Origin of the sequence: Frondihabitans cladoniiphilus (assembly GCF_039544345.1) — a bacterium.
Classification (GTDB): Bacteria; Actinomycetota; Actinomycetes; order Actinomycetales; family Microbacteriaceae; genus Frondihabitans; species Frondihabitans cladoniiphilus.
The window spans coordinates 551,279-577,104 of sequence record NZ_BAABLM010000002.1; the positions used below are offsets into that span (position 1 = coordinate 551,279).

The 25,826-nt window shown below is 70.9% G+C and carries 23 protein-coding genes; 12 read left to right on the forward strand and 11 right to left on the reverse strand.

The annotated features are described in order from the left end of the window. The first annotated feature begins 7 nt into the window (after window positions 1–7). From ABEA39_RS07600 to ABEA39_RS07610, 3 genes are read left to right on the forward strand one after another with little or no spacing between them, the layout of a single operon-like run. The gene (locus tag ABEA39_RS07600; protein WP_345375031.1) at window positions 8–883 is read left to right on the forward strand and encodes an LLM class flavin-dependent oxidoreductase; all 876 of its coding nucleotides are present in this window, start codon (window positions 8–10) and stop codon (window positions 881–883) included. After that, complete coding sequence (locus ABEA39_RS07605) at window positions 880–2,223, forward strand: NtaA/DmoA family FMN-dependent monooxygenase (protein WP_345375033.1); 1,344 nt, start codon at window positions 880–882, stop codon at window positions 2,221–2,223. The genes ABEA39_RS07600 and ABEA39_RS07605 overlap by 4 nt, the downstream gene beginning before the upstream one ends. Next, window positions 2,220–3,503, forward strand: a complete 1,284-nt coding sequence (locus tag ABEA39_RS07610; protein ID WP_345375035.1) for an O-acetylhomoserine aminocarboxypropyltransferase/cysteine synthase family protein — start codon at window positions 2,220–2,222, stop codon at window positions 3,501–3,503. The genes ABEA39_RS07605 and ABEA39_RS07610 overlap by 4 nt, the downstream gene beginning before the upstream one ends. A 15-nt stretch (window positions 3,504–3,518) precedes the next feature. Here ABEA39_RS07610 and ABEA39_RS07615 read toward each other — a convergent pair whose 3' ends face one another. After that, window positions 3,519–4,301, reverse strand: a complete 783-nt coding sequence (locus ABEA39_RS07615; RefSeq protein ID WP_345375037.1) for an alpha/beta hydrolase — start codon at window positions 4,299–4,301, stop codon at window positions 3,519–3,521. 70 nt (window positions 4,302–4,371) lie between these two features. On the opposite strand from ABEA39_RS07615, the gene ABEA39_RS07620 reads away from it, so the two are divergent. The 3 genes from ABEA39_RS07620 to ABEA39_RS07630 are packed head-to-tail and all read left to right on the forward strand — an operon-like array spanning window position 4,372 to window position 7,039. Further along, window positions 4,372–5,340, forward strand: a complete 969-nt coding sequence (locus ABEA39_RS07620) for a MetQ/NlpA family ABC transporter substrate-binding protein (protein WP_345375039.1) — start codon at window positions 4,372–4,374, stop codon at window positions 5,338–5,340. Next, window positions 5,337–6,380: a methionine ABC transporter ATP-binding protein gene (locus ABEA39_RS07625; protein WP_345375041.1), complete on the forward strand. Its 1,044-nt coding sequence runs from the start codon at window positions 5,337–5,339 to the stop codon at window positions 6,378–6,380. The genes ABEA39_RS07620 and ABEA39_RS07625 overlap by 4 nt, the downstream gene beginning before the upstream one ends. Continuing rightward, a complete protein-coding gene (locus ABEA39_RS07630; protein ID WP_345375043.1) occupies window positions 6,380–7,039 on the forward strand; it encodes a methionine ABC transporter permease in 660 nt (219 codons plus the stop codon). The genes ABEA39_RS07625 and ABEA39_RS07630 overlap by 1 nt, the downstream gene beginning before the upstream one ends. Here the strand turns inward: ABEA39_RS07630 and ABEA39_RS07635 are convergent. The 8 genes from ABEA39_RS07635 to ABEA39_RS07670 all read right to left on the reverse strand — a co-directional run bounded on the left by ABEA39_RS07635 (window position 7,029) and on the right by ABEA39_RS07670 (window position 17,305). Then, window positions 7,029–8,279 carry an LLM class flavin-dependent oxidoreductase gene (locus tag ABEA39_RS07635; RefSeq protein ID WP_345375045.1) on the reverse strand — a complete coding sequence of 417 codons (1,251 nt, stop codon included), beginning with the start codon at window positions 8,277–8,279 and terminating at the stop codon, window positions 7,029–7,031. The genes ABEA39_RS07630 and ABEA39_RS07635 overlap by 11 nt on opposite strands. A gap of 4 nt (window positions 8,280–8,283) precedes the next feature. Further along, window positions 8,284–9,924: an ABC transporter substrate-binding protein gene (locus ABEA39_RS07640; RefSeq protein ID WP_345375047.1), complete on the reverse strand. Its 1,641-nt coding sequence runs from the start codon at window positions 9,922–9,924 to the stop codon at window positions 8,284–8,286. A gap of 63 nt (window positions 9,925–9,987) precedes the next feature. Continuing rightward, entirely contained in the window at window positions 9,988–11,658 is a 1,671-nt protein-coding gene (locus tag ABEA39_RS07645) for an ABC transporter ATP-binding protein (protein WP_345375049.1), read from the reverse strand. Then, window positions 11,655–12,608, reverse strand: a complete 954-nt coding sequence (locus tag ABEA39_RS07650; RefSeq protein ID WP_345375051.1) for an ABC transporter permease — start codon at window positions 12,606–12,608, stop codon at window positions 11,655–11,657. Before ABEA39_RS07650 ends, ABEA39_RS07645 begins: the two co-directional genes overlap by 4 nt. Further along, on the reverse strand, window positions 12,605–13,636 hold the full coding sequence (locus ABEA39_RS07655; protein WP_345375053.1) for an ABC transporter permease: 1,032 nt from the start codon (window positions 13,634–13,636) through the stop codon (window positions 12,605–12,607). Before ABEA39_RS07655 ends, ABEA39_RS07650 begins: the two co-directional genes overlap by 4 nt. Next, window positions 13,633–14,661, reverse strand: coding sequence for an LLM class flavin-dependent oxidoreductase (locus tag ABEA39_RS07660; RefSeq protein ID WP_345375055.1), 1,029 nt, complete (start codon window positions 14,659–14,661; stop codon window positions 13,633–13,635). Before ABEA39_RS07660 ends, ABEA39_RS07655 begins: the two co-directional genes overlap by 4 nt. After that, complete coding sequence (locus tag ABEA39_RS07665; protein ID WP_345375057.1) at window positions 14,658–16,028, reverse strand: NtaA/DmoA family FMN-dependent monooxygenase; 1,371 nt, start codon at window positions 16,026–16,028, stop codon at window positions 14,658–14,660. Before ABEA39_RS07665 ends, ABEA39_RS07660 begins: the two co-directional genes overlap by 4 nt. Beyond that, window positions 16,025–17,305 carry an LLM class flavin-dependent oxidoreductase gene (locus ABEA39_RS07670; protein WP_345375059.1) on the reverse strand — a complete coding sequence of 427 codons (1,281 nt, stop codon included), beginning with the start codon at window positions 17,303–17,305 and terminating at the stop codon, window positions 16,025–16,027. Before ABEA39_RS07670 ends, ABEA39_RS07665 begins: the two co-directional genes overlap by 4 nt. 220 nt (window positions 17,306–17,525) lie before the next feature. Between ABEA39_RS07670 and cysK the strand changes: the two genes are divergently transcribed. Beyond that, window positions 17,526–18,464: a cysteine synthase A gene (gene cysK, locus ABEA39_RS07675; protein WP_345375061.1), complete on the forward strand. Its 939-nt coding sequence runs from the start codon at window positions 17,526–17,528 to the stop codon at window positions 18,462–18,464. 135 nt (window positions 18,465–18,599) lie between these two features. Here the strand turns inward: cysK and ABEA39_RS07680 are convergent, their stop codons facing one another. Beyond that, a complete protein-coding gene (locus ABEA39_RS07680; protein WP_345375063.1) occupies window positions 18,600–18,953 on the reverse strand; it encodes a carboxymuconolactone decarboxylase family protein in 354 nt (117 codons plus the stop codon). Window positions 18,954–19,108: 155 nt separating this feature from the next. Here ABEA39_RS07680 and add point away from each other — a divergent pair, with 155 nt between their 5' ends. From add to ABEA39_RS07705, 5 genes are all read left to right on the forward strand, one after another. After that, the gene (add, locus tag ABEA39_RS07685) at window positions 19,109–20,188 is read left to right on the forward strand and encodes an adenosine deaminase (RefSeq protein ID WP_345375065.1); all 1,080 of its coding nucleotides are present in this window, start codon (window positions 19,109–19,111) and stop codon (window positions 20,186–20,188) included. Between the two features lie 139 nt (window positions 20,189–20,327). After that, the gene (locus tag ABEA39_RS07690; RefSeq protein WP_345375067.1) at window positions 20,328–20,855 is read left to right on the forward strand and encodes a GNAT family N-acetyltransferase; all 528 of its coding nucleotides are present in this window, start codon (window positions 20,328–20,330) and stop codon (window positions 20,853–20,855) included. Then, on the forward strand, window positions 20,852–21,868 hold the full coding sequence (locus tag ABEA39_RS07695; protein ID WP_345375069.1) for an amino acid ABC transporter permease: 1,017 nt from the start codon (window positions 20,852–20,854) through the stop codon (window positions 21,866–21,868). Before ABEA39_RS07690 ends, ABEA39_RS07695 begins: the two co-directional genes overlap by 4 nt. Next, entirely contained in the window at window positions 21,865–22,623 is a 759-nt protein-coding gene (locus ABEA39_RS07700; RefSeq protein WP_345375071.1) for an amino acid ABC transporter ATP-binding protein, read from the forward strand. The genes ABEA39_RS07695 and ABEA39_RS07700 overlap by 4 nt, the downstream gene beginning before the upstream one ends. A gap of 74 nt (window positions 22,624–22,697) precedes the next feature. Beyond that, the gene (locus ABEA39_RS07705; RefSeq protein ID WP_345375073.1) at window positions 22,698–23,720 is read left to right on the forward strand and encodes a transporter substrate-binding domain-containing protein; all 1,023 of its coding nucleotides are present in this window, start codon (window positions 22,698–22,700) and stop codon (window positions 23,718–23,720) included. Window positions 23,721–23,869: 149 nt separating this feature from the next. On the opposite strand, the gene ABEA39_RS07710 is transcribed toward ABEA39_RS07705, so the two are convergent. Continuing rightward, window positions 23,870–25,819, reverse strand: a complete 1,950-nt coding sequence (locus ABEA39_RS07710) for an FAD/NAD(P)-binding protein (protein WP_345375075.1) — start codon at window positions 25,817–25,819, stop codon at window positions 23,870–23,872. Window positions 25,820–25,826: the final 7 nt, after the last annotated feature.

Sequence of the window (25,826 nt, forward strand, 5' to 3'; positions counted from 1 at the left end):
ACCGCCCATGACTCAGACACCGCTCGCCGGCGCGACGCTCACCGACGCCGCCGTGCTCGGCCTGCTGGCCGACCGCCCCGCAGCGAGGGCGCGGCTGGCGGATCTCGTCGACGCGGGGGTGCCGTCGGTCGTGCTCGGCGTGGACCGGGGCGACGAAGGCCGCATCGACCCCGCCGTGGCCGCCCAGGCCCTCGCCGCTCTCGAACCGCGGCTCGGGGTGGTGGTGGCGGCCGACCCGACGCGCGACCATCCCTACAACCTCGCCCGGCGCCTCCTCTCTCTCGATCACCTCACGGCGGGGCGCGCCGGCCTCGCCCTGCTTGCGCGGAGGCCCACCGGTGCCCGCGCCTCGACCACCTCCTGGTCGGCCGGCATCGACGACGCCGACACCCCCGAGTTCGCCCGGCTCGTCGCCACCCTCTGGAGCACGTTCCCCCGCGACGCCCTCGTCGGCGACCAGGCGTCCGGCCTCTTCGCCCACTCCGAGCGGATCGTCCGCACCGACCACCACGGCCGCTGGAGCGTCGACGGCCCGCTCAACTCTCCGTCGAGCGTGCAGGGGCTCCCGCCGATCCTCTGGTTCGGCGATGCCGACGACCCCGAAAGCGCCGAAAGAGCGCGGGATGCAGGGGCCGATCTCGTCGCCCTCGAAACCGACCTCGCGGGCCTCCCCGGCAGCCTGGCGGCCGGGCACACCGGCGTGGTCGTCCGCCTCCCCACCGGCACCCTGCCCGAGGCCGTCGAACGCATCGCCGCGCTCGGCCTGGCCGGACCGAGCGGTACCGGCAGCACCCTGCGCGACCTGCTCGGCCTGCCCGGGCGCCCCGTCGACACGAGCGGTCTCGAGCCCGCCTTCGCCGCCCCGACGGAAGGCCACTGGTGACCGCCGCTCGCCGGGTGCTCCTCGGCGTCAACCTGCAGGGGTTCGGGCAGCGTCCCGCCGCGTGGCGAGTGCAGGACGTGCATCCCACGGACCTGATCGGGCCGGAGTTCTGGGCCGACCTCGGGCGCATCGCCGAGCGCGGCCGTCTCGATGCGGTGTTCTTCGCCGACAACCCCAGCCTCGGCGACCCGAACGTGCGGGCTCTCGGGCTGATCGAACCGTTCACGGCGCTGCAGGCGATCGCCGACGCCACCGAGAACCTCGGCCTCGTCGGCACGGCCTCGACCACCTACAATGATCCGGTCGAGCTCGCCGAACGCCTGCTGTCGCTCGACCTCGTCTCCGGTGGCCGGGTCGCCTGGAACGCCGTCACGACCTACAACCCCGCCGTCTCCGGCAACTTCGGCGTCTCGGGCAACCCCGATCGGACGACGCGGTACGCGCGCGCCGCCGAGTTCGTCGACGTGGTCACCCGGCTCTGGGCGACCTCCGGCACCGGACGACGCGTCGACTACACGGGCGACCACGTGGAGGTACACGCCGGCCTCGACGTGCCGCGCTCGGCCCAGGGGCAGCCCGTGGTGTTCCAGGCGGGCGGCTCGGACCAGGGGCGCGACCTCGCAGCGCGCTTCGCCGAGGGGGTCTTCAGCGTCGAGCTCACTCTGGACGCCGCCGTGGAGAACCGTCGACTCCTTCGCGCGGCAGCCGCATCGCATGGCCGCGACCCGGACGACGTCCGCATCGTGCCCGGGCTCTCGATCGTGCTCGGCAGCACCGAGCAGGAGGCGAACGACCTCTACGACTCCCTCGAGGCCCTCGCCCCGGACGGCTACGCCGAGCACGCGCTGAGCTCGTACCTCGACGTCGACGTGACCACGCTCGACCCGGCCCAGCCCATCCCGCCCGAATACCTCGACCGGCCGTTCGACGAGAACACCTACGGCGCCTCGGTCGGCTACCGCCGGACGGTCACCCGCTGGGTGCGCGAGAACAACACGTCTGTGCGCGCGCTGGTGCGCGGCTTCGGCGGCTACGGCGCCCGCATCGTCGTCGGGACGCCGGAGCAGGTCGCCGACTCGATCGAGACCTGGTTCCACGCCGGGGCGGCCGACGGGTTCAACCTCATGGTCGACCGGTTCCCGACCGGGCTCGCCGAGATCGTCGACCACGTGATCCCTCTGCTGCAGGAGCGCGGCCTCTTCCACCGCGAGTACGAGGAGCCGACCCTGCGCGGCCGGTTCCGCACCGCGAGCGCGGTGCCCGCTCGCGCTTCGGCCTCGGTCTCTGCCTCCGCCGCCGACCTCGCCCCCGGCGCAGCCCCCGAAAGGATGTCCCGATGACCGGATTCTCGACCGAGCAAGTCCACGCCGGAGCGCACCCCGAAGCCGAGTTCGGCGCGCGGATCACCCCGATCTACCTCAGCGCCGGGTTCGTGTTCGACGACTTCGACCACGCCGAGGCACGGTTCGCCGGGACCACGGCGGGCTACGTCTACTCGCGCATCAACAACCCGACCAACGCGGCGGTCGAAGCCAAGATCGCCCGGCTCGAGGGCGGGACCGCGGCGATCCTGACCGGCAGCGGACAGGCGGCCGTGACCGTGGGCCTTCTCGGTGTGCTGAAAACGGGGGATCACCTCCTGTCGGCCCCGAGCATCTACGAGGGCACCCGCTCGCTGTTCCGCGACAACTTCGCCCGCTTCGGCATCGAGGTCGAGTTCGTCGACGAGCCGCTCGACCTGGAGGACTGGCGGCGCCGGATCCGGCCGACCACCCGTCTCCTCTATGCCGAGGCCATCCCCAACCCGAAGAACGACCTCGTCGACTTCGAGGCGATCGCGGGTCTCGCTCACCAGCACGATCTGCCCTTCGCCGTCGACAGTACGGTTCCGACGCCGTACCTGTTCCGGCCGATCGACTTCGGCGCGGACATCGTCGTCCACTCGGCGAGCAAGTTCCTCGCGGGCCACGGCGCCTCCATCGGCGGGGTCGTCGTCGACGCCGGACGGTTCGACTGGGCGAAGCGCCCCGACCTCTTCCCGCATCTCGCCGAGTCCGTCGACGGCGCGGGCGGGCCGAGCTACACCGAGAAGTTCGGCGCGCAGGCGTACTCCGCGTTCACCCGCGGGGTCATCGCGTCGCGCCTCGGAACGAGCCTCTCGCCGTTCAACGCGTTCCTCTTGCAGCAGGGCCTCGAGACCCTGTCGCTCCGCCTCGATCGGCACACGGCCAACGCGCTCGCCCTCGCGACCTGGTTGGAGGCGCGCCCCGAGGTCGCATCGGTGGACTACGCCGCTCTGCCCTCGAGCCCGTCGTACGCGCTGGCGCAGAAGTACCTGCCGCGCGGCGCGGGAAGCGTCTTCGCCTTCACGCTCCGCGGGGGCCGCGACGCCGCCCGGACCGTGATCGACTCGGTCGAGCTGTTCACCCGGATGACCCACATCGGCGACGTCCGCTCGTTGATCCTGAACCCGGCCACCACGACGCACGGGCGGCTGAGCCCTGCGGAGCGGGACGCCGCCGGCATCCACGACGGGCTCGTCCGTCTCTCGGTGGGCATCGAGGACGTCGCCGACCTCGTCGCGGACCTGGAGCAGGCGTTCGGGGCGTTGGCCCGCTGACCGCCGGAGGGCGCGTCAGGCGTCGCGGCCGGGGCTCGGCGCGAAGCCGTCCGAGAGTACGGCCTCGCCGGCCCGGTGCCGTTCGAAGAAGAGCAGCGTCGAGGCGGCGATCGTCCGGCGCTGGTCGCCGCCCAGGAGTCCGTGCTCACCGTGCGGAACGAGGCGGACGGTTCCGAACGGGAGCTGCGTCGCCCACGAGACGGCGTCCGCGACGTCGGTGACCTCGTCCGCGTCGCCGTGGAAGACCAGGGTCGGCACGAGCAGGGCTCGCGCCTGTGGGAGGGACACGCCCCGCGGGAGCCGGGGGCCGCGCACGCTCAGGCTGCCGAGGACGAGCGCGTCGACCGGTGGCGCGTCCGAGACGGCGATCTGGGCCGCGAGGGTGGCCCCCACGTCCGAGCCGACGAGGAACAGCGGGCCGGTGTTGTTCGGGTCCTCCAGCGCGGACAGGACGCCCAGCCGGGACGAGAGCGGGTCGATGGAGACGTCGGCGAAGATCTCGACCCGGAAGTCGGCCAGGGTCAGGTGGTCCGTGAGGTAGCCGAAGTCGCGTTCGGTCTCACCGCTGCCCGCGAGCACGACCACGGTCCCCCGCACGTCGCCGACCGGCTCCTGCACCCGATCCGGCAGCGATCCCGCCTGGAGGCCCGTCACGACCGTCCACCCCGACGTGCCGTCGTCTCCCTCGTCGAGGTCTCCCCTGTCGTGTCCACGCCTCGATCCTCGAGGGCGCTCGCCCGCCTGGCGAGGAATGATGACGAAGAGTTGCAGAGTGCTACGTCCGTCACGGGGCGTCATTGATTTCGCGGTCTTTTCGCGAACCGGGGAGGATCGAGTCCTCCCGCTTTCGCATCGAAGGAAGAACACCGTGTCCGCATCCTCCCCCGCTCCCCAGCTCCCCCAGCGCGCCAAGCGCGGCCGTGGCGTCCTGATCGGCATCATCGCCGCGATCGTCGTGATCATCGTCGTCGTCGTGATCATCGTCGTGGCGAACCGGAACAATTCGTCCTCGAGCTCCGCCGGGGCCACCACGAACGCGCCGCAGACCGTCTCGATCGGTGTGGCCGACGCCGCATCCCCCTACTGGAAGACCTACCAGGACCTCGCGAAGTCGAAGTACAACGTCACGATCAAGCTCGTGAACTTCACCGACTACAGCCAGCCGAACCCGGCGCTGAGCCAGGGGCAGACCGACCTCAACGAGTTCCAGCACATCCAGTACCTCGCCAACTACAACGTGACGAGCCACGACGACCTGCAGCCGATCGGTGCGACGGCCGTCTATCCGCTGCCGCTCTACTCGACGAAGTACAAGGCCGCCTCGAGCATCCCCGACGGCTCCGCGGTCGCGATCCCCAACGACGCCGTCAACGAGGCCCGCGGCCTGCTCGTGCTGCAGTCGGCCAAGCTGATCACCCTGAAGGACGGTGGCAACGCCTTCTCGACCGTCTCCGACATCGAGACCCACAAGGTCGACGTCACCGCCCTCGACGCCTCGCAGACCGCCGGCGCCCTCCAGGCCGGTTCCGTCGCCGCAGCGATCGTCAACCAGAACTACGCGACCCAGGCCAAGCTCGCCAAGACCGACGCGATCTTCAAGGACGACCCCTCGTCCGCGAGCGCCGCACCGTACGTGAACGTCTTCGTCGCGCAGAAGAAGGACATCACGAACCCGCTGTACCTGAAGCTCGCCGCGCTCTACCACACCGCCAGCGTCGAGAAGGGCGTCGAGACCCAGAACAACGGCACCGCCGTCTTCCGCACGACGTCGGCCGCCGACCTCCAGAAGGAGCTCGCCACGGTCGAGTCGCAGGCGAAGGCCGCCGCGAGCAAGTGACCTCGACCTCGACAGCTCCGGCTCTCGTCCGCCTCGAGCACGTCAGCAAGGCCTACGACACCCCCGGCGGACGCCGGGTCGCCGTGGACGACGTGTCGCTCGAGGTCCGGGAGGGCGAGATCCTCGGTGTGATCGGCTACTCGGGCGCGGGCAAGTCCACGCTCGTCCGGCTGATCAACGCGCTCGAACTCCCGACGGGCGGGCGGGTGTTCGTCGGGAAGGACGAACTGACCGCGCTCCCCGAACGGCGCCTCCGCGAGGTCCGCCAGGGCATCGGGATGATCTTCCAGCAGTTCAACCTGTTCCGCTCGCGCACCGTGGCCGGCAACGTGGGGTACCCCCTCCGCGTCGCCGGCCTCGGCCGTGCGGAGCGCGATGCGCGCGTCGCCCAGCTCCTCGACTTCGTCGGCCTCCTCGATCGCGCCTACAGCTACCCCGAGCAGCTCTCCGGCGGCCAGAAGCAGCGCGTCGGCATCGCCCGCGCGCTCGCGACGAACCCGCGCCTCCTCCTCGCGGACGAGGCCACCAGCGCCCTCGACCCGGAGACGACGGCCGACGTCCTGGCCCTGCTCCGCCGGGTGAACCGCGACCTCGGCGTCACCGTCGTCGTCATCACGCACGAGATGGACGCCATCCGCTCGATCGCCGACCGGGTCGTGGTCATGGACCAGGGCAAGGTCGTCGAGGAGGGCGAGGTGTACGACGTCTTCTCGAAGCCGTCCACCGCCGCGGCCGCCCGCTTCGTGCAGTCGGTCCTCCAGGACCGCCCGCCGAAGGAGACCATCGCCCGTCTCCGCCAGTCGCACGAGGGCCGCCTCGTGACCATCCAGGTCGCCGAGATCAAGGGCTTCATCGGTGTCGTCTCCGGCGTCTTCGCGAGCCAGGGCGTCGACACCGAACTCGTCTTCGGCGGCATCAGCGAGATCCAGGAGCGGGCCATCGGAGCGCTGACGTACGAACTCGTCGGCGACGACGGAAAGGTGGATGCGGCGCTCACCGCCCTCACCGACAAGGGCATCACCTGGACGGAGGAGCACTGATGGACTTCTTCTTGAGCAACATCGACGTCTTCGTCACGGCCATCTGGCAGACGCTGTTCATGGTCTTCGTGTCGATGGTGGTGGCCGGGATCATCGGCCTCGCGCTCGGCATCGCCCTCTACATCACACGCCCCGGCAACCTGCTGTCGAACCGGACGGTCTTCACGGTCCTCAACGTGATCGTGAACATCATCCGTCCGATCCCGTTCGTCATCTTCATCACGGCGATCAACCCGCTGACGACCAAGGTCGTCGGCACGACGATCGGTCCGAGCGCGGCCGCGTTCGCGCTGTCGCTGGCGGCGTCCTTCGCCGTCTCGCGCATCGTCGAGCAGAGCCTCGTCGGCATCGAGCCCGGAGTGATCGAGGCCGCCCGCGCGGTCGGAGCCGGGCCGTGGCGCATCATCGTCACGATCCTGATCCCGGAAGGCCTCGGCCCGCTGATCCTCGGCTACTCGTTCATCTTCGTCGGCATCGTCGACATGTCGGCTCAGGCCGGCATCATCGGCGGCGGCGGCCTGGGCGACTTCGCCGTGGCGTACGGCTCCCAGCGCTACAACTGGCCGGTGGTCTACATCACGGTGGCGACGATCGTGGTCCTCGTGCAGCTCGGGCAGTTCCTCGGCAACTACCTGGCCCGCAAGGCGCTCAGACGCTGACACGGGTCGACGCGCGAGCACGATCCTCCTCGACGCCGATCGGCCCCCGGCCGGTCGGCGTCGTCGTGTCGAGCCAGGCCTCGGCGAGCAGTTCGTACGACCGTACCCGCGCCTCGTGGTCGTGCGTGACGGTCGTCACGAGCAGCTCGTCGGCCCCGGTGACCCGCTGCAGGGTCTCCAGGCGCTGTACCACCGTCGACGGACTCCCGACGAACCGTGTGTCGAGACGGTCCTGCACCGCCGGCAGCAGCTCGGGGTCGAGCGGATCCGCCCGCACCTCGTCCGGGCTCGGGTACGCGATCGCCCCCGATCCCACCCGGATGGACGCGACCCACTCCGCGTAGCCGAGCGCCAGCTCCTCGGCCTGTTCGTCGGTCTCCCCGACCACCACGTCGACCGAGACGATCAGGTGAGGCTCGGCGATGCGGCCCGGCACGAAGCGGGCCCGGTACTCCGCCACCGACTCGAGCACGTTCGACGGCGACACGTGGTAGTTCGCCCCGTAGGGCAGTCCCAGCCGGCCGGCCACCCGAGCGCTCTCCCCCGCGGTCGAGCCGTGGATCCACACGTCGACCCCGCTGTCCTCGACACCGACCCCCTCGGCGGGATGCACGGCCAACGTGTTCCCGTGCGGATCGCGATACGTCCCGTCGAAGAACGCCAGGATGTCCTCGACCTGGGAGGCGAACCCCTCCGCGTCGCCGAGGGTCCGCCCCAGGAGCGCGAACTGGACGAGGAAGCGCTCGCGATCGAACCAGCGGCGCGACGCCGGCGGCGGGACGACGAGCCCGTCGACGGTGCGGTTCGCGGGGTGTTCGGGCTCCGCTGCGGCGGTGGGCGGTGCATCCTGCGCCCCCGGTTTCGGGGCACCCGAGCGACCGAGTCCCAGATCGAACCGCGGGCCGAACAGCCCGGCCAGGGTTCCGAACGCCTCGGCCACCTGGATCGGCTCGTAGTTGCCGAGGATGGTCGCGGCCGTGCCCAGGCGGATGGTGCGGGTGGCGGCGCCCAAGGCGGCGAGCACCGTGTGCGGGGACGATCCGGCGATCCCCGGGTTCAGGTGGTGCTCGGCCAGCCAGTAACGCGCGTAGCCCGCGGCCTCGGCGCGCTGAGCGAGGTCGATCGTGTTGTGGAGCGCCTGACGCGAATCGCTTCCGGTCGAGATGGGCACCAGGTCGAGGACGATGAGGGGCACTCTGCCCGGGGCCCGACCCCCGGCTGCCCCGGGCAGAGCGGTCATCGGGTCACTCGCCCGTCTTCCAGGCGCCGGTCAGCTGCTCGAGGCGGCTGTCGGCACCGAGGGTGATCCCGTGGACGTCCTTCGACGTCGCGAGGATGGTCGTCAGTTCGTGCACCGGGATCTCGTGGTACTGCGAGGCCAGGCGGTCCTGGATCTGGCCGATCACGACGTTCCGCTCGGTGGCGTTCGCGATCGTCTGCTGCTTCTGCAGCAGCGCCTCCAGCGTCGGGTCGTCGATGCGGCTGTAGTTCGTCGCCGAGGTCGAGAACGAGGTGCGGAGGATGTCGCCGTCGGCCCGCGACGAGTTGCCGAACTGCAGGTCGTAGGTGCCGCTCGAGAGCGTCTTGATGAAGTCCGGCACGGTGCTCGACTGCAGAGTGATGGCGATGCCGGCCTTCTTCAGCTCCTGCTGCACGAGCTCGAGCGTGGTCTGGTTCGGGCTGAAGTTGGTGATCCAGGCGACCGTCAGCGACAGCTTCTGGCCGTCCTTCTCGCGGATCCCGTCACTGCCGGCCTTCCAGCCGTCCGCGTCGAGGATCTTCTTCGACTCGGCCAGGTCGAAGGCGAAGTGGCTCTTCTCGTTCTTGTACCCGGGCGTCGTCGAGGCGAGGGCGCTGGTGCCGACGGGGAAGAGCGAGTTCAGCGACGTGTCGCGGACAGTCTTCGAGTCGATCGCGTGGGCGATGGCCTCGCGGACCTTCTCGTCGCCGACGATCGGACGCGACTCGTTGAACGAGAAGCCGAACGCGAGGCCCGGGTTGGTCCGGTCGACCAGGTCGTAGCCGGCGGACTTCAGGGTGTCGACGTCGGTCGGCTGCACGGAGCCGATCGCGTCGAGCTGACCGGACTCGAGGCTGCCCGAGCGGACGCTGGCCTCCGGGACGACCTGGAACGTCACGCTCGAGAGGTGCGCGGCACCCGTGTTCGCGGCGCCGGTGGGGCCCCAGGCGTAGTCCTTGCGCTTCGCCAGGACCGTCTTCACGTTGGGCGAGTAGCTGGTGAGCGTGAACGGACCCGAGCCGACGACGCCCTTGCCCGTGGCCCGCGAGTCGTACGGCAGCTTCGTGGTCGCGACCGAGACGATGCCGAGACCGACCGACGAGGTGGCCTGGGGGAACGCCGCGTTCGACTTCGAGAAGTCGACCTCGACGGTCGACGAGTCGACGACCTTCGTGCCCGAGTAGCCGCTGAACGAGCTGATCGCGGTGCTCTTGGCACCGGCCGCGACGATGTCGTCGAAGGTGGCCTTCACGGCGTCGGCGTCGAGCGGGGTGCCGTCGGAGAAGGTGACGTCCGAGCGCAGGTGGAACGTGAAAGCGGTCGCGTCGGCGTTCGCCGTGTACGACTTCGCGAGCCAGGGCTTCAGCGCACCCGTCTTCGGGTCCTGGTAGAGCAGCGAGTCGACGAGCTGGCGCGTCACGTAGAGCGTGTCGTTGCCCGAGCCCGTGCCCGACGGGTTGAGCGAGATGGGGTCGTTCGCGATGGCGAAGGTGAGGCTGCCGCCGTCGACGGGCTTGCCGCTCGCGGAGGCGGACGACGTCGACGCCGAGCCCGCGGAGGAGCCTCCGGTCGAGCAGGCGGCGAGCGCGACGACGGCGGTGACGGTGACGGCGAGGCCGAGAGCGGCTCTCGTTCTGATTCTCATGGTTCTCCAGGTGCGGTGGGGTGCGGTGCTGTGATGGTGGAAAAGGGGGATGCTCGGGCCGGGTCAGACGCGGACGGCCTGCCCCGGGATCGCCTCGAGCAGGGCCTTCGTGTACTCGCTCGACGGCGCGTCGAAGACCTGGGCGGTGGGAGCCAGCTCGACGAGCCGACCCCGGCGGAGGACCCCGACCCGGTCGGCGATCTGCCGCACGACGGCGAGGTCGTGCGAGATGAAGAGGTAGCTCACGCCGAGCTCGGCCTGAAGCCCGGCCAGCAGGTCGAGGATCTGCGCCTGGACGGACACGTCGAGGGCCGACACCGGCTCGTCGAGCACGAGCAGCTCGGGCCGGAGGGCGAGCGCCCGCGCGATGGCGACACGCTGCCGCTGCCCGCCCGAGAGCTCGGCCGCCCGGCGCTTCAGCACCGAGGCGGGCAGCTCGACGAGGTCGATCAGTTCGACCGCCCGAGCCTTCCGGGTGGCCCGGGAGCCCTCGCCGAACGCGGCGAGCGGGTCGGAGACGATCGAGCCGATCGAGAGTCGCGGGTTCAGGGCGGCGTACGGGTTCTGCTGCACGATCTGGGCGCGGCGACGGAAGGCGCGCAGTCGGGAGCCGCGGATGCTCGTCACGTCGTCGCCGTCGACGGTCACGGTGCCGGAGGTGACGTCGGCCAGCCGGAGCGCGAGCCGCGCCGTGGTCGACTTGCCCGACCCGGACTCGCCGACGAGGGCGAGCGTGCCGCCGCGGGGGATGCCGAAGGAGACGTCGTCGACGGCGCGGGTGACGCCGTGGCCGAGGGTGCGCGGGATCGGGAACTCCTTGACGAGCGAGGTGGCGACGAGGACGTCGTCGGCACGGGCATCCCCCGTTTCGGGCTCTTCGTTCGCGCTTGCGCGGGCCTCGATCTGCAGGGCACGCAGGGCGGGCGCGGACTGGAGGCTCGGGGCCGCCGCGATGAGCTTCTTCGTGTACGGGTGCTTCGGGGAGCGCAGGACCTCGTCGGGGGTGCCCTCTTCGACGACGCGGCCGTCGGAGAGCACGACGATGCGGTCGGCCCGGTCGGCGGCGACGCCGAGGTCGTGGGTGATGAAGAGGACGCTCGTGCCCGTCTCGGCGACCAGGCGGTCGAGGTGGTCGAGGATCTGGCGCTGGACGGTCACGTCGAGGGCGCTCGTCGGCTCGTCCGCGATCAGGAGGTCGGGCCTCGCGATGAGGGCAAGGGCGATGAGCACCCGCTGGCGCATGCCGCCGGAGAGCTCGTGCGGATACTGCTGCGCCTGCACCTCGGGGTTCGCCAGACCCGCCTCGCGGAGGGCCTCGACGGCACGGCGGGCGGCGTCGGCCTTGGAGGCGAGCCGGTGGACGACGAGGACCTCGGCGACCTGGGCGCCGATGCGGGTGACGGGGTTGAGCGAGACCGTGGGGTCCTGCGGGACGAGGCCGATCCGGCGACCTCGGATCCCACGGAGCTCCTTGGCGGTGGCGTGGACCAGGTCGATCCCGTCGAAGGCGACGGAACCGCCGGTGATCGTGGCGTTGGAGGCGAGGAGTTGGATGACGGCCTGCGCGGTCGTCGACTTGCCGGAACCGCTCTCGCCGACGACGGCGACCTTCTCGCCCCGGTGGATGCGCAGGGAGACGTCGCGGACGGCGGGCACGGTCGTCCGGCCCGAGCGGTAGTCGACGGCGAGGGAGTCGATGGCGAGGAGGAGTGCGGGTGCGGGTGCGTCGGTCATCGCGAGCGCCGCCCTTCGGTGTCGAGGGCGCGGGAGACCCGGTTGGCGGAGAGGACGGTCAAGGCGATGACGATGCCGGGAGCGGTCGTCAGCCACCAGGCGGTGCGGAGGAAGTCGCGGCCGGTCGAGACGAGCGATCCCCACTCGGGCGTGGGCGGCTGGGCGCCGTAGCCGAGGAAGCTGAGGCTCGAGACGGCGAGGATCGCGGTTCCGAACTCGAGGGCCGCCAGCACGAGCACGGGGCCGGCGCTGTTCGGCAGCACGTGCACGAGCAGCACGCGCCACCAGCGGTTGCCCGAGGCCTGGGCCGCCTCGACGTAGACGGACGTGCGCACCCGGACGACCTCGGAGCGCATGATGCGCGCCACGGTCGCGATGCTCGCGAGCCCCACGGCGATGGCCACGTGCACCGTGCCGAAGCCCAGCACGGTGATCAGGGCGAGGGAGAGAAGCAGGCTCGGGATCGCGAGAAGGACGTCCGCGATCCGCATCACGACGGTGTCGACCCAGGAGCCGACGAAGCCGGCGAGGAGGCCGAGGACGCTGCCGACCACGAGACCGATGCCGACGGCCAGGAGCGCTGCGCCGAGGGTCAGGCCGGTTCCGTGGAGGACCCGGGCGAAGAGGTCGCGGCCGAGCTGGTCGGTGCCGAACCAGTGGCCGAGGTTCGGCCCCTGCAGCTTGTCGATAGGGTCGCCGCCGAGGGGGTCCTGGGTGGGGAAGATCCCCGGGGCGATCGCCGCGACGAGGACCGCGAGGATCCAGACCGAGGCGCCGAGGAGGAAGGGGCGGCGCACGAGGAAGGCGAAGAACCGAAAGACGGGTCCGCGGGAGCCCGGGGCCCCCTGACGTTCGGCCAGGGCATCCTCGAACCGGTCGTCGGCGGTGGCGCCGAACACGTCGGGGCCGTGCTCGACCGCGGGCGGGGCGAGGCGGGTGGTCTCGCTCATCGGGTTGCTCCTTCGGAGACGGGTGCGGGAACGGCGCTCTCGTCCGGAAGCGGAGCGAGCAGGCCCGCCTCGAGCTGCTTGCGCAGACGACGTCGGCTTCCGGTCAGCACGATGCGCGGGTCGAGCAGTGGGTAGATCAGGTCGACGAGGAGGTTGGCGAGGACGAACACGGTGGCGGCGAACAGGACGACGCCCTGCACGACCGGGATGTCCTGCTGCTGCACCGCCGTCGCCGTCACGCGCCCCAACCCGGGCCGCGAGAAGATCGTCTCGGTCACGACCGTGCCCGAGAGCAGCTGGCCGACGATGAGGCCGCTGACGGTGAGGGCCGGGAGGGCCGCGTTCCGAAGGGCGTGACGCAAGTGGATGCGGCCGCGCGACGCCCCCTTGGCCCAGGCGGTGTCGATGTACGGCTCGCGCAGGGTCGACACGAGGCTCTTCGAGAGCAGCTGGGCGATGGTCGCGCCGGTCGGCAGCGCGAGCGTGATGGCCGGCAGGACGAGAGCGGAGGCGCTCTGGTCGCCGATCGCCGGGAACAGCGGGATGCCGAACGAGAACCACTGGATGAGCAGGAGGGCGAACCAGAAGCCGGGGATCGAGACGCCGAGCGGCGGCAGGCCGAGGAGGAACTGGCCGAGCCGGCGGAAGCGGGTGAGCGTGGCCAGGAAGGCCAGACCGCCGCCGAAGACGACCGCGAGGACGAGGCCGAAGAGGGCGATCTGCACCGTCGGCCCGATGGCCTCCCCGACCACGTCGATCACCGGCCGGCCGCTGCCGATCGACGTGCCGAAGCGGCCCTGCAGCAGGTTGCCGAGCTGATGGAGGTACTGCACGATCAGCGGCTGGTCGAGCCCGAGCTGGTGGCGGAGCTTGGCGAGCTGCGCCGGTGACACGTCCGAGGCGTCCGGTCCGATCAGGATCTTGACCGGGTCGCCGGGCAGCACGTAGAGCACGAGGAACGAGACCGTCCACGCGGCCCAGAGCACGCCGACGGCCTGGAGGAGCCGGAAGCCGAGGTAGCGGATCACGAGACGAGCGCCGCCTGCCAGCCGAGGGCCGGCGCGACGAGTCCCGCCAGGTCGGACACGATCTGCTCGTAGTCGCCCCGGCCGAACTCGTAGGGCAGCTCGAAGCGGAGCTCGTCGACCTCGGCGAGCACGGGGTCGGAGTTCAGGATCTCGACGAGGTCGGCCGCCGGTCCGACGAGGTCCTTCGAGAAGTTGATGCTGCGGCCGGCGAACTGCTGCGGCTTCAGGGTGCGCTCGTGGCGGCTCGCCTCGAAGGCCCGGTAGCGCTCCCGAGCGGCGGGGCCGGCATTGTCGGTCGGCAGCACCACGCGGCCGGCGGCGATGCGCGGCGTGCGGTCGCCCCGGAACTCGCGGCGGAACAGGGCGATCTGCTTGAGCTGGGCGTCGTGGTAGTCGTCCGAGTCCTCGGCACTGGTGAGGTTGCCGAGCAGCAGGTTGAGTCCGGCCGACGCCGTCCACGAGATGGACTTGTAGGAGGATCCGCCGTACCAGACCCGCTCGTCCAGCCCCCTGCTGTACGGCTGGAGACGCGGGCGCTGCACGTTGCCGGGCGAGTGGATCACCGTGTCGGCGTCGCCGAGGAAGTCCCCGCGCAGGTTCGAGACCAGCCGCTCGACCCGCCCGTAGGACAGGTCGTAACCGCGCCAGTCGCCGTCGAAGACGAGGTCGCCGATCAGGTCGGCGTGCGGCGGCACGCCGGCGCTCACCCCGATCTGGAGCCGGCCGTGCGAGAGCACGTCGGCCAGCGAGAGGTCTTCCGCCAACCGGAAGGGGCTCTCGTAGCCGATCGGGATCACGGCCGTGCCGAGCTCGATGCGCGACGTGCGCTGGGATGCGGCGGCCAGGAACACCGCCGCCGACCCGACGCCGTGCTCGAGGTGCCGCTGGCGGATCCAGGCGCCGTCGTAGCCGAGCCGCTCGCCCAGCTCGAACAGGTCGAGGGTGTCCTCGAGCCCGCCGACGGGCGAGTCGTCCTCGAAGTTGCCGGGCGTGAGCAGGGCGATGCTGCGGATGCCGACGCTCATCGGGCGACCTCGTGCTGCTGCAGGCTGGTCGCGCCGGCGACGAGCGGCGGGAGCTCGAGGTTCTCGCGCAGGGTCGCGCCGGGCTCGTACGAGGTGCGGTAGACGCCGCGCTCCTGCAGCTCCGGGACGACCTTCTCGACGAACTCGTCGAGGCCGTGCGGGTTGGTCGCGCCGACGATGACGAAGCCGTCCGAGGCGCGCTCCTGGACGTGCCGGTCGATGTCCGCGGCGATGCCGGACGCGGTGCCGATGAAGCTCTGTCGACCGGACAGGGCGACGACGAGCTCGCGGATGCTGAGGTGGTCCGCCTCGGCCCTCTCGCGCCAGGCTTTGGCGACGGCGGCCGGGTTCTCGTGCCGGACGCGGCCCCGAGAGAGCGTGACGTCGGTGGCGGGCTCGATGTCGGGCAGGGGCCCGTCGGCGTCGTAGGCCGACAGGTCACGGCCCCAGATCTGCTCGACGAAGGCGATGGCGGTCTGAGGCGACACCTGCGCGAGCGAGGTCTCGCGGGCCGTCTGCCGAGCATCCTCGTCGCTGTCGCCGATCACGAACGTCGCACCGGGCAGGATCTTGAGCGAGTCCTCGCTGCGACCGCGGTCGGCCAGGCGGCCCTTGACGTCGGCGTAGAACGCCTGACCCTCGGCGAACTCGCCGTGGCGCGAGAAGATCACCTCGGCGTGGGCGGCGGCGAAATCGCGGCCGTCCGACGAGTCGCCGGCCTGCACGATCACGGGGTGGCGCTGCGGGCTCGCCGGCACGTCGAAGAAGCCCTCGACGTCGAAGTGATCGCCGTGATGGGACGTGGGATGCACGGAGTCGGGTGCGAGGAACCGCCCCGTCGCCTTGTCGGCCACGATCGCATCGGCCGCCCAGCCGTTCCAGAGCTCCTTCGCCGTCGTGACGAACTCCGCGGCCCGCTCGTACCGCTGCGAGTGCTCAAGGAACCCGCCGCGACGGAAGTTCGCCCCGTGGAACTCGTCCGAGCTGGTGACGACGTTCCACCCCGCGCGGCCGCCGCTCAGATGGTCGAGCGTGGCGAGCTGGCGGGCCAGCTCCTCCGGCTCGTTGAACGTGGCGCTGAGGGTGCCGACGAGACCGATGTGCTCCGTGATCGCGGCGATGGCGGTCAGGACCGCGAGCGTGTTCGGACGACCGACGACGTCCAGGTCGTGGATCCGGCCCTTGTGCTCGCGCAGCCGCAGCCCCTCGGCCAGGAAGAGGTAGTCGAAGAACCCCTTCTCGGCGTTGGCGGAGAAGTGCTCGAACGACTCGAAGTCGATCTGGCTGCCCGCGTCCGGCGCACTCCAGATCGTCGTGTTGTTGACGCCGGGGATGTGGGCGGCGAGATGGACCTGGCGCTTGGTCATGCGAGGACCTCGTTCGGGCTGATCGTGGCGTCCTCTGCGGACAGGCGGGCGGAGGTGTAGCGGTTCGGGGCGGGCTCGAGGCCCAGGCGGTCGCGGAGGGTGCCGCGCTCGGCGGTGCCGCGCTCCGTGGTGTCGCCCCCGAACGAGCTGTCGTGCAGACCCGCGCGGTCGAGGGCCGGGACGAGCTGCTCAGCGATCCGGACGAGGTCGGCGGGCAGGCGCGCAGGACGAAGGCGGAAGCCCGCGTAGCCGAGGTCGCTCCAGGCGCGGAGGCGGTCGACCAGGAGGTCCACCGTCGTGGCGAGCACGACGGCGTCGGAGACGAGAGGGGAACCGGCCAGCGAGTCGAGACGATCGAGGGCGGCCCGGGCATCCCGCGTGCTGTCTTCGAGCAGGACGAGGAGGTCGGCGTAGACCTCGAGGCGGGCGCCGGTGCGGCCCACCCGGGCCTCGGCCTGACGGACCTCGTCGAGGATCGAGGTGGCGGACGCGTCGTCCTTGGGCGTCACGTAGACCACGTCGGCTCCGCGCGCGGCGAGCTCGTAGGGCTCGACCCGGTGTGCGAGGAGCGTGACGGGGAGCTGCCCCTGCGGCGGGCGCGGCACGATCGAGGCGCCCTTGACCGAGAACCAGCGACCCTCGAACTCGGCGTTGTGGATGCGCTCGCGGTCGATGTAGCGGCCGGTCGGGAGGTCGCGGATGACGGCGTCCTCCTCCCAGCTGTCCCAGAGCAGCCGGACCACGTCGATGACGTCGCCCGCCTCGTCGAAGAGGTCGCGGATCAGGTGCGCGTGGGCCGGGTCGAGGAACTGCTCGATGCTCAGATCGGGGAACTCGCGACGACCGAACAGCGCGGCCTCGGCGGGACGCGGGCTGGCCTGCACGCGCCACCCGGCACGGCCGCGGCTGGTGTGGTCGAGGGTCTGGAGGGAGGTCGCCACGTGGAACGGCTCGGTGTGCGTGGTCGTCACGGTCGGGACGAGGCCGATCCGGCTGGTGAGCGGAGCGACTGCGGACGCGATGAGGAGCGCGTCGAGACGGCCCCGGACGACGTCGTTCTCCACGCCGATCCCAGCGGTGCCGCGGTCGGCGCCCTGCAGCAGGAACGAGTCCTCGATGGTGACGAAGTCGACCCCGCCCGACTCGGCAGTGCGCACGAGGTCGCGCCAGAGGCCGAGCGTGCGCAGATCGCCGGGTCGTGCATCCTCGTCACGCCAGGCAGCGGGGTGCCAGCCGGCGCCTTCCAGCGCCAGGGCGATCCTGATCCGTCCGGTCATGGGGGTCCTCTCGTCGGGTTGGCCGCAACCGTACGACCGGGTCCGGTGGCGCCGCGAGACGGGCGTCACGAAGGCGTCACAGCGTGAAAGAAGTCGTCATGTTGCGCGGGCCCTGTTGCGTTTCCAGCAGAAGGGGACAAGATGTGCGCGGAGCCGTGCGCGCCGGCATCCCGATCGGCGACGACGGCGACGTTCGCCAATCCGATCGAGGAGCCCCGACATGCCCGCGAAAATCCACGACGACATCACCGAGGTCTTCGGCAACACCCCGCTCGTCCGCCTGAACCGCGTGACCGAGGGGCTCGGAGCCACCGTCCTCGCCAAGCTCGAGTTCTACAACCCCTCCGCCAGCGTGAAGGACCGTCTCGGCGTCGCTATCGTCGACGCCGCCGAGGCCGCCGGTGTGCTGAAGCCCGGCGGCACCATCGTCGAGGGCACGAGCGGCAACACCGGCATCGCGCTCGCGGCCATCGGTGCGGCTCGGGGCTACAAGGTGATCCTCACGATGCCCGAGACGATGAGCAACGAGCGCAAGCTGCTGCTCCGCGCCTACGGGGCCGAACTGGTGCTCACGCCCGGGCCGGCCGGCATCAAGGGCGCCGTCGAGAAGGCCGCCGAGATCGTCGCCTCCACCCCCGGAGCCGTCGCCGCGCTGCAGTTCGAGAACGAGGCGAACCCGGCGATCCACTACAAGACGACCGGGCCCGAGGTCTGGAACGACACCGACGGAGCCGTCGACATCTTCGTGTCGGGCATCGGCACCGGCGGCACACTGAGCGGCACGGGCAAGTACCTCAAGGAGCAGAAGCCGGGCCTCCAGGTCGTCGGCGTCGAGCCCGCGGAGTCGCCCATCCTCAACGGCGGATCGCCCGGCCCGCACAAGATCCAGGGCATCGGCCCGAACTTCGTGCCGCCCATCCTCGACCGCGACATCTACGACGAGATCATCGACGTCGACATCGCCACCTCGGTGAAGGTCGCGCGTCGCCTGGCCGCCGAAGAGGGCATCCTCGCCGGCATCTCGTCCGGGGCCACGGTGCACGCGGCTCTCGAGCTCGCCGCCCGCCCCGAGAACGCCGGCAAGACGATCGTCGTGATCGTGGCCAGCTACGGCGAGCGCTACCTGTCGACCGTGCTGTACGAAGACCTCGTCGGCTGAGGCCTGCCGGCGGTGCGCCGCTGGCGCCTCGCCGCTAGCGCCTCGCCGGGTGGCGAATGTACGAAATCGGGGCCCAGATCATCTGCGGCCCCCGATTTCGTACGTTCGGCGTCGGGTCAGTGCCGACGCATCGGCTCAGTGCTGGTGCGCCGGCTCCGAAGCGCCGCCGAGCTTGAACGCCAGGCGCCCGTGGGCGTACCCGCCGCCGGCGCGGATCGCGGTCGCGACCCAGGCGGCCTCGGCCAGCTCGGCCTCCGAGGCGCCGGCCTTGACCGCGTTCTGGCTGTGGGCGTCGATGCAGTAGACGCACTGCGTCGTGATGCCGACGGCGAGAGCGATGAGCTCTCGATACTTCAGGGGGATCTCCCGCCCCTCCTCCTGGAACACGGCCGCGTCGAACGCCGCGAACTTCTCGAGGATGTCGGGGGTCTGCTTCTTGTAGACGCGCGTGTAGGTCTTGTCCTTGTCGCGGTCGAAATAGTCGCTCATCCCTCCATGCTGACACCGCCGTCCGCGCCCGTCTCCGGCACCCCGTCACACGGCGACACATGCCGCCCAGCCCTGGTCCCGGGGATCGTCGCCGGGTTGACCTCCCGCGCCGCTATCGTGATCGGAGCGCGAGAACGACGAGAACAGGGTCCGGCGTGGAGATCAGCGAGGCATGGATCCGGTCGATCCCCAAGGCCGAGGTGCACGTCCACCTCGAGGGCGGGTTCGAGCTCATCGACATCCTCGATCTGGCCAAGAGCGCAGGCGAGTCGCTGCCGGGGCCGGCACGGTCGCTGTTCGACGTGGCGACGCACTTCGAGGGCGGGGTCGTGCATCCCCCGCTCGATCCTTCCGACTCGTCGTCGGCCGAAGCTACCGGCCTGGGCAGCTTCCTGCAGTTCCTCGACTGGCAGTGCGGCCTGATCCGCACCGCCGAGCAGGCCGCCCGGCACGCCTACCGTTTCGCCGCCCGCCAGAGCGGGTCCGGGGTCTCGTACACCGACGTCATCGTCAACCCGACTCACTGGAGCGCCTGGCGCGGCCGCGAGCCCGAGCTGCTCGACGCCCTGGCGAAGGGGCTCGACGAGGCCGAGCAGGACGGCCTCTGCACCGTGAACCTCTGCGTCTCGCTCCTCCGTCAGCAGAGTGCGGACGAGGGATCCGAGGTGGCCCGCTGGATCGCCCGCGACCGGCCGAACCGCGTGGTCGCCCTCTCGATCGACGGCGACGAGCGCGCGGCCGGGCGCACCGGGGCCCGCTTCGCCGAGGCGTTCACGATCGCCCGCGACGCCGGAATCCACCGCACCGTCCACGCCGGCGAGTCGAGCGGCCCCGAGGGTGTCTGGGACGCCCTCGACCTGCTCCACGCCGAGCGCATCGACCACGGCGTGCGGGCCGTCGACGACCCCGCGCTGCTCGCCCGTCTCGCCGACTCCGACGTCTCGCTCGGCGTCTGCCCGCGCTCGAACATCGTGCTCGGGCTGTACCCGGACTGGGCCCACCACCCGTTGAGAGCCCTCCAGGAGGCCGGCGTCACCGTCACGCTCAACACCGACGATCCCGCGCCCCTCGGCACCCGGCTCGAGGCGGAGTGGGCGAAAGCGGCGCAGGTGTGGGAGTGGCAGCCGGGCGATGTCACAGCGCTCGCGCACACCTCGATCGACGCCTCGTTCGCACCGGTCTCGCTGAAGCAGGCCCTGCACGCGGAGATCGACGCGGTCCAGCCGCCCGTCTGACGGCTGCCCGCCCGGGCGCCTACCGCCTACCGGCGCCCGGCGTGCTGACCGTGCCGTCGCGCGTCACATGGTGAAAGACGGCGTCATCTCCGCTGGGCCGATCACCGCCCCTCTTCCCACAATGACGGGAGGAGGACCGATGACCACTACGAACGACCGAACCCCGACCCCGACGAGCGCGGACGAGTTCCGCTACGTCGCCGCCGACGGGCCGGAGGTGCAGCCGCTCCTCCGCGACCTGGAGCGCGAATACGACTCGCGCTACGGCGACATCTTCGGCGGCGCCGCGCAAGAGCTGTCACGCTACCCGGCCGAGCGTTTCGCCCGGCCCGACGGCGCCTTCGTGCTGCTGGTGCGCGACGGGGTCGCCCTCGCCGGCGGCGCCTTCATGCGCTACGACGCCGACACCGCGGAGATCAAGCGGGTCTGGACGAACGCCGACTTCCGCTCCCAGGGCCTCGCCAAGCGCGTGCTCGCCGAGCTGGAGGACGAGGCGCGTCGTCGCGGCTACGCCCACATCCACCTCACGACGGGCCCGCGCCAGCCCGAGGCCGTGCGCCTCTACCTCGGTGCCGGCTACACGCCCCAGTTCGACACGACGCTGCCCGCGGACGAGGTGGGGGTCCACCCCTTCCGCAAGTCCCTCACCCCCTGGAGCCACCGATGACGAACGTCCTCCGCCGCAGCTCGACGCCCCCCGGCGTCGGCGCCGAGCCTCCGACGCTGCCCGAGGGCATCGACCTCGCCCGACTGTCGCAGCGCAAGGTGCTGCCCCTGCGCCACCCGGCGCAATGGGTCCTGACCATCGTCGTGCTGATCCTCGTCGTGAACTTCGGGCAGACGCTCTTCACGAACCCGGAGTGGGGCTGGTCGAAGGTCGGAACGTGGCTCTTCAACCCGGCCATCCTCGCCGGGATCCGGTTGACGATCGAGGCCACCCTGATCAGCGCCGTGGTCAGCTTCGTGCTCGGCATCGTCGTGGCCCTGGCGAGACTCTCGCGGAACCCGGTGCTGAGCACGCTGAGCTGGCTCTACGTCTGGGTGTTCCGGTCGCTGCCGCTGATCCTGGTGCTCATCTTCCTGTACAACCTCGGCAACCTGTATCCGTCGATCGGCATCGGGATCCCGTTCGGACCGCAGTTCGAAGTCAAGACGGTGGCGGTGCTGTCCGACCTGACCCTGGGGGTGGTGGGCCTGAGCCTGGCCGAGATCGCCTTCGCCTCCGAGATCGTGCGGGCGGGCATCCTCGCCGTCGACCAGGGGCAGATCGAGGCGTCGAAGGCGCTCGGCATCTCCCGCCGACGCCAGTTCACGAGGATCGTCCTGCCGCAGGCCCTGCGCTCGATCGTCCCGGCGTACGTGAACCAGATCGTCGGCCTTCTGAAGGGGTCGTCCCTGCTCTTCTACGTCTCGCTCCTCGACCTCTTCGGCGTGGTGCAGAACCTCGGAAGCACGTACCCGACCGACGTCATCCCCCTGCTGGTCGTCGCGTCCATCTGGTACCTCGTCTTCACCAGCGTCATCTCGGTGATCCAGTACTACATCGAGCGCCACTACGCCCGCGGTTCGCTGCGGGTGCTGCCCCCGACCCCTCTCCAGCGCGTCCGCCGGTTCGTCGTCGGTCTCGGCCGCTCGGACACCGCGACGACCGCTCCCTCCGACCGAAAGGTCACGCGATGAGCCTCGCCGTCGAGATCCACAACGCCACCAAGTCGTACGGAGACCGCACCGTTCTCCGGGGAATCGACCTCACCGTCGAACAGGGGTCCGTCACGGTGATCCTCGGACCGTCCGGCTCCGGCAAGTCCACCCTCCTCCGAGCGATCAACCATCTCGAGAAGCTCGACGAGGGCTACGTGCGAGTCGGAGGCGACCTGATCGGTGTCCAGGTCGCCGGAGACCGCTTCCGCGAACTGCCCGAAAAAGCGATCCGCAAACAGCGCGCGCGAATCGGGTTCGTCTTCCAGGCCTTCAACCTGTTCCCGCACCTCACCATCCTCGAGAACATCGTCGAGGCACCGATCTCGCAGGGCGTGAAAGCGGGGGATGCACGGGCCACCGCCCGGACCCTGCTGGCCCGGGTCGGCCTGTCCGACAAGGAGTCCGCCTACCCCCGCCAGCTCTCGGGCGGCCAGCAGCAGCGCGTCGCCATCGCGCGAGCCCTCGCCCTGGAGCCCTCCGTGATCCTGTTCGACGAGCCGACGTCCGCGCTCGACCCCGAGCTCGTCGGCGAAGTGCTCGCCGTGATCCGCGGCCTCGCCGGCTCGGGCACCACCCTGATCGTCGTCACCCACGAACTCGGCTTCGCCCGGGAGGTCGGCGACCGGGTCGTCTTCGTCGACGACGGACGCATCGTCGAGCAGGGCACCCCCGAGGAGGTCCTCGACCGACCGCAGCAGCGACGGACGCAGGAGTTCCTGAGCAGCGTGCTCTGAGCGTCCCCCGACTCTCGCCTTTTCCACCCATCCCACCGGCCCACAGCCACCCCACCACCAACCCCAGGAGAACCATGTCCTTCCCCCTTCGTCGCCGAACGCTCACCAGCGCCTCGGCTCTCGTCCTCGCGGCCTCCCTCGTCGGCGCGCTCGCGGGCTGCTCGTCGTCGGCCACGGCCAGCGGCACCCCGTCCGCCGACGGCACCACCGCGGTGACCGTCGGCGCGGTCGCCAACGGCGCGGCGACCGAGACCACGATCGACGTCCCCACCGTCGCGAAGATCCGCGCTGAACTGCCGGCGAGCATCCGCTCGAGCGGCGAGCTGACCATCGGTGTGGGCGACCTCCCGGCCGGCTTCCCACCCCTGGCCTTCCTCGGCACCGACCAGAAGACCCAGACCGGCTCCGAGCCCGACCTCGGCCGCCTCGTCGCCGCAGTCTTCGGTCTCAAGCCCGAGCTGAAAGCGGCGACCTGGGACAACCTCTTCGTCGGGATCGACACCGGCGCCACCGACGTCGGGCTGTCGAACATCACCGACACGGAGCAGCGCAAGGAGAAGTACGACTTCGCCTCCTACCGCCAGGACAACCTCGCGTTCACCGTCTTGAAGAGCAGCACGTGGAAGTTCACCGGCGACTACGAGGCGCTCGCGGGCAAGACCGTGGCCGTCGGTGCCGGAACGAACCAGGAGAAGCTCCTCCTCACCTGGCAGACGAAGCTCCAGTCCGAGGGCAAGACCCTGACCGTCAAGTACTACCCGAACGCCAACGCGACCTGGCTCGCCCTCGACTCCAAGAAGATCGACGCCAATTTCGGCCCGAATCCCGGCGCCGCGTACCAGAACACTCAGAGCGCTTCGTCGAACAACCCGACCAAGACCGCGGGAACGTTCTCGGGCGCAGGCAGCTCGCTGCAAGGCCTCATCGCCGCCACGACGAAGAAGGACAACGGCCTCGCCAAGCCGCTGGCCGATGCGATCGATTACCTGATCGACAACGGTCAGTACGCGAAGTGGCTGAAGGCGTACAACCTCAGCAACGAGGCCGTGACGAAGTCCGAGGTCAACCCGGCCGGGCTGCCGCTCGACAACAGCTGAGCCGAGAGGCGTCGAATGCGCGAAATCGGGGGCTCAGCTCGTGGCTGGCCCCCGATTTCGTACTCTTGGCGCCGGAGCGGCACCGAAGCGGCGGCGGAGCGGCACCGAAGCGGCACCGGAGCGGCACCGCAGCGGCGAGGGCAGCCGGGCTAGGCGGACGCCGGCACGACCGACGCGAGGCGAGCCAGCACCGCCCGCGCCACGGCGTCGTTCTGCCGGAACGACAGCGCATTGGTCCGCGGCCGCGAGAACGCTCCGACGAACGGCGACGTCGTGTACGGACCGAGGGCGAAGCGACGGGGATGCACGGACCCGTCGGCGAGGACCACCCCGAGACTCGCGGGGTCGACGGGCAGCTTCCCCGTGTTCGAGGTGTGCGACGCGTCTGCCACCACCTGCTCGAGCGCGGCACCGCTCTCCACCAACGACCGCAGCGCCGGATTCTCACTCGTCCCGACGCGCTCGGACGGGAGCCACGCATCGACGAGGGCGCGAGTGGTGACCACCTCGTCGGAGGTGGTGGTCCGGGCGACGAAGGCCCGTGCATCCTCGCTCGCCTCGATCGTGAGACCGGCCCCGAGGAACGTGACGACGCCCGCCTCGGAGAGCGCGAGGATCTCCTCCAGCCGAGGCCCGGGCGGCCCGCTCGCGATGTAACTGAAGTACGAGAGCCAGCCGCCGCCGAGGTCGCGTTCGCGCGAGAGGGCAGTCCAGTTCGGCGAGTCGAGGATGGAGAGGACGGCACCGAACGCCCCGAGCAGCGACTGGAACAGGCCGAGCGTCGCACTGTGCTCGGGCAGAGTCCGCCGAGCGAGGTCGTCGCGGATGTACTCGCGGAGGACGTCCTGCACCTCAGCACGGGTCAGCCCGCGCAGCGCGGTGAGCGGCCGGTCGAACGCCTCCAGGTCGAGGCGGTCGGCGGGGTCGAGCACCGTCTCGGCCGCCAGCCTGCGCAGGTCGTCGCCAAACGGGTCGACCGCGTCGAAGCGGTCGCGGAACGACTCCCACGAGACGGCCACGCGCTCGGGGTGCCCCGTGAAGAGCTCCGCGTAGTAGCCGTGCAGCAGCTCCTTCGCGACCGCCGGGAACACGTGCTCCAGGAAGTCGAGCCGGGGATGCGCGCCCGCGATCTCCTGGGCGATGGCCGGTGTGAAGTACCGAGGCTCGGGGCGCTCGCCGACCAGCGTCGAGGTGATCTTCGAGTGGTACGGCACCCCGCGACGGGATCCGATGAGGATGCGCGGCTCGCGCCCCGAGGGCCGGTAGCGGACCCGGCCGCCGTCGCGCTCGAAGCGACCGCCGCGCCCCTCGCCGAGGAGGACGAGCAGGTCCACCGCGGCCAGCCCGAAGCCGCGGACGAGCACGGGCTCGCCGGGCTCGAACGCGGAGAGGTCGGTGTCGGCCGTGAACGACGGGGGGAGGTAGGCGAGACCGTGCCGATCGGCGAAGGAGACGAGGGCTTGGTGCTCAGGGGGCGCATCGCTGGCGGAGTGACCGAGCGTGTAGACCACGACGTCGGCGACGAGGGTCTCCCCCGAGGCGAGCCGCACCTCCTGCCGCCCGTCTGGGAGGTCGTCGACGGAGGCGGCACGATCGAGGTGCGCGGTCACGGTCGTCCCGGCGGGCAGGCGCCCGAGGGTGCGGCGGTGGAACCAGTCGAGGTAGAGGCTCTGGAGACGGCGGGTGGGAAAGCTCTTCGGGCCGAGGTCGTGCAGTTCGGCGGCGAGGTCGGGGTCGAGGTCGGCGGCGGTGGCGTCCGGGATCAGACCGGCCCGGGCATCCCGCGCCCATTCGGCCAGGGACGGCCCGGCATCGACCGGGCCCTCGGCCGTCGACGACTCGTCGGTGAACATGGTGACGTCCTCGGCGAGCGAGTTCAGCTTGAGGAGTGGCGACTGGTCGTACCGCCAGAGGCGACCCGGGCCGACGGGGAACGGGTCCACGATGTCGATGTGCACCGGGGCGTCGCCGAACTCGAGCCGGTTCGCGACGAACCGTTCGAGCCAGCCGACGCCGCGCGGGCCGCCGCCGAGGACGACGACGGTGGGCACGTGGGTCTCGTCGGGCACGGGCGGACCGGGCACGCGCGGGTCAGGCACGCGCGCC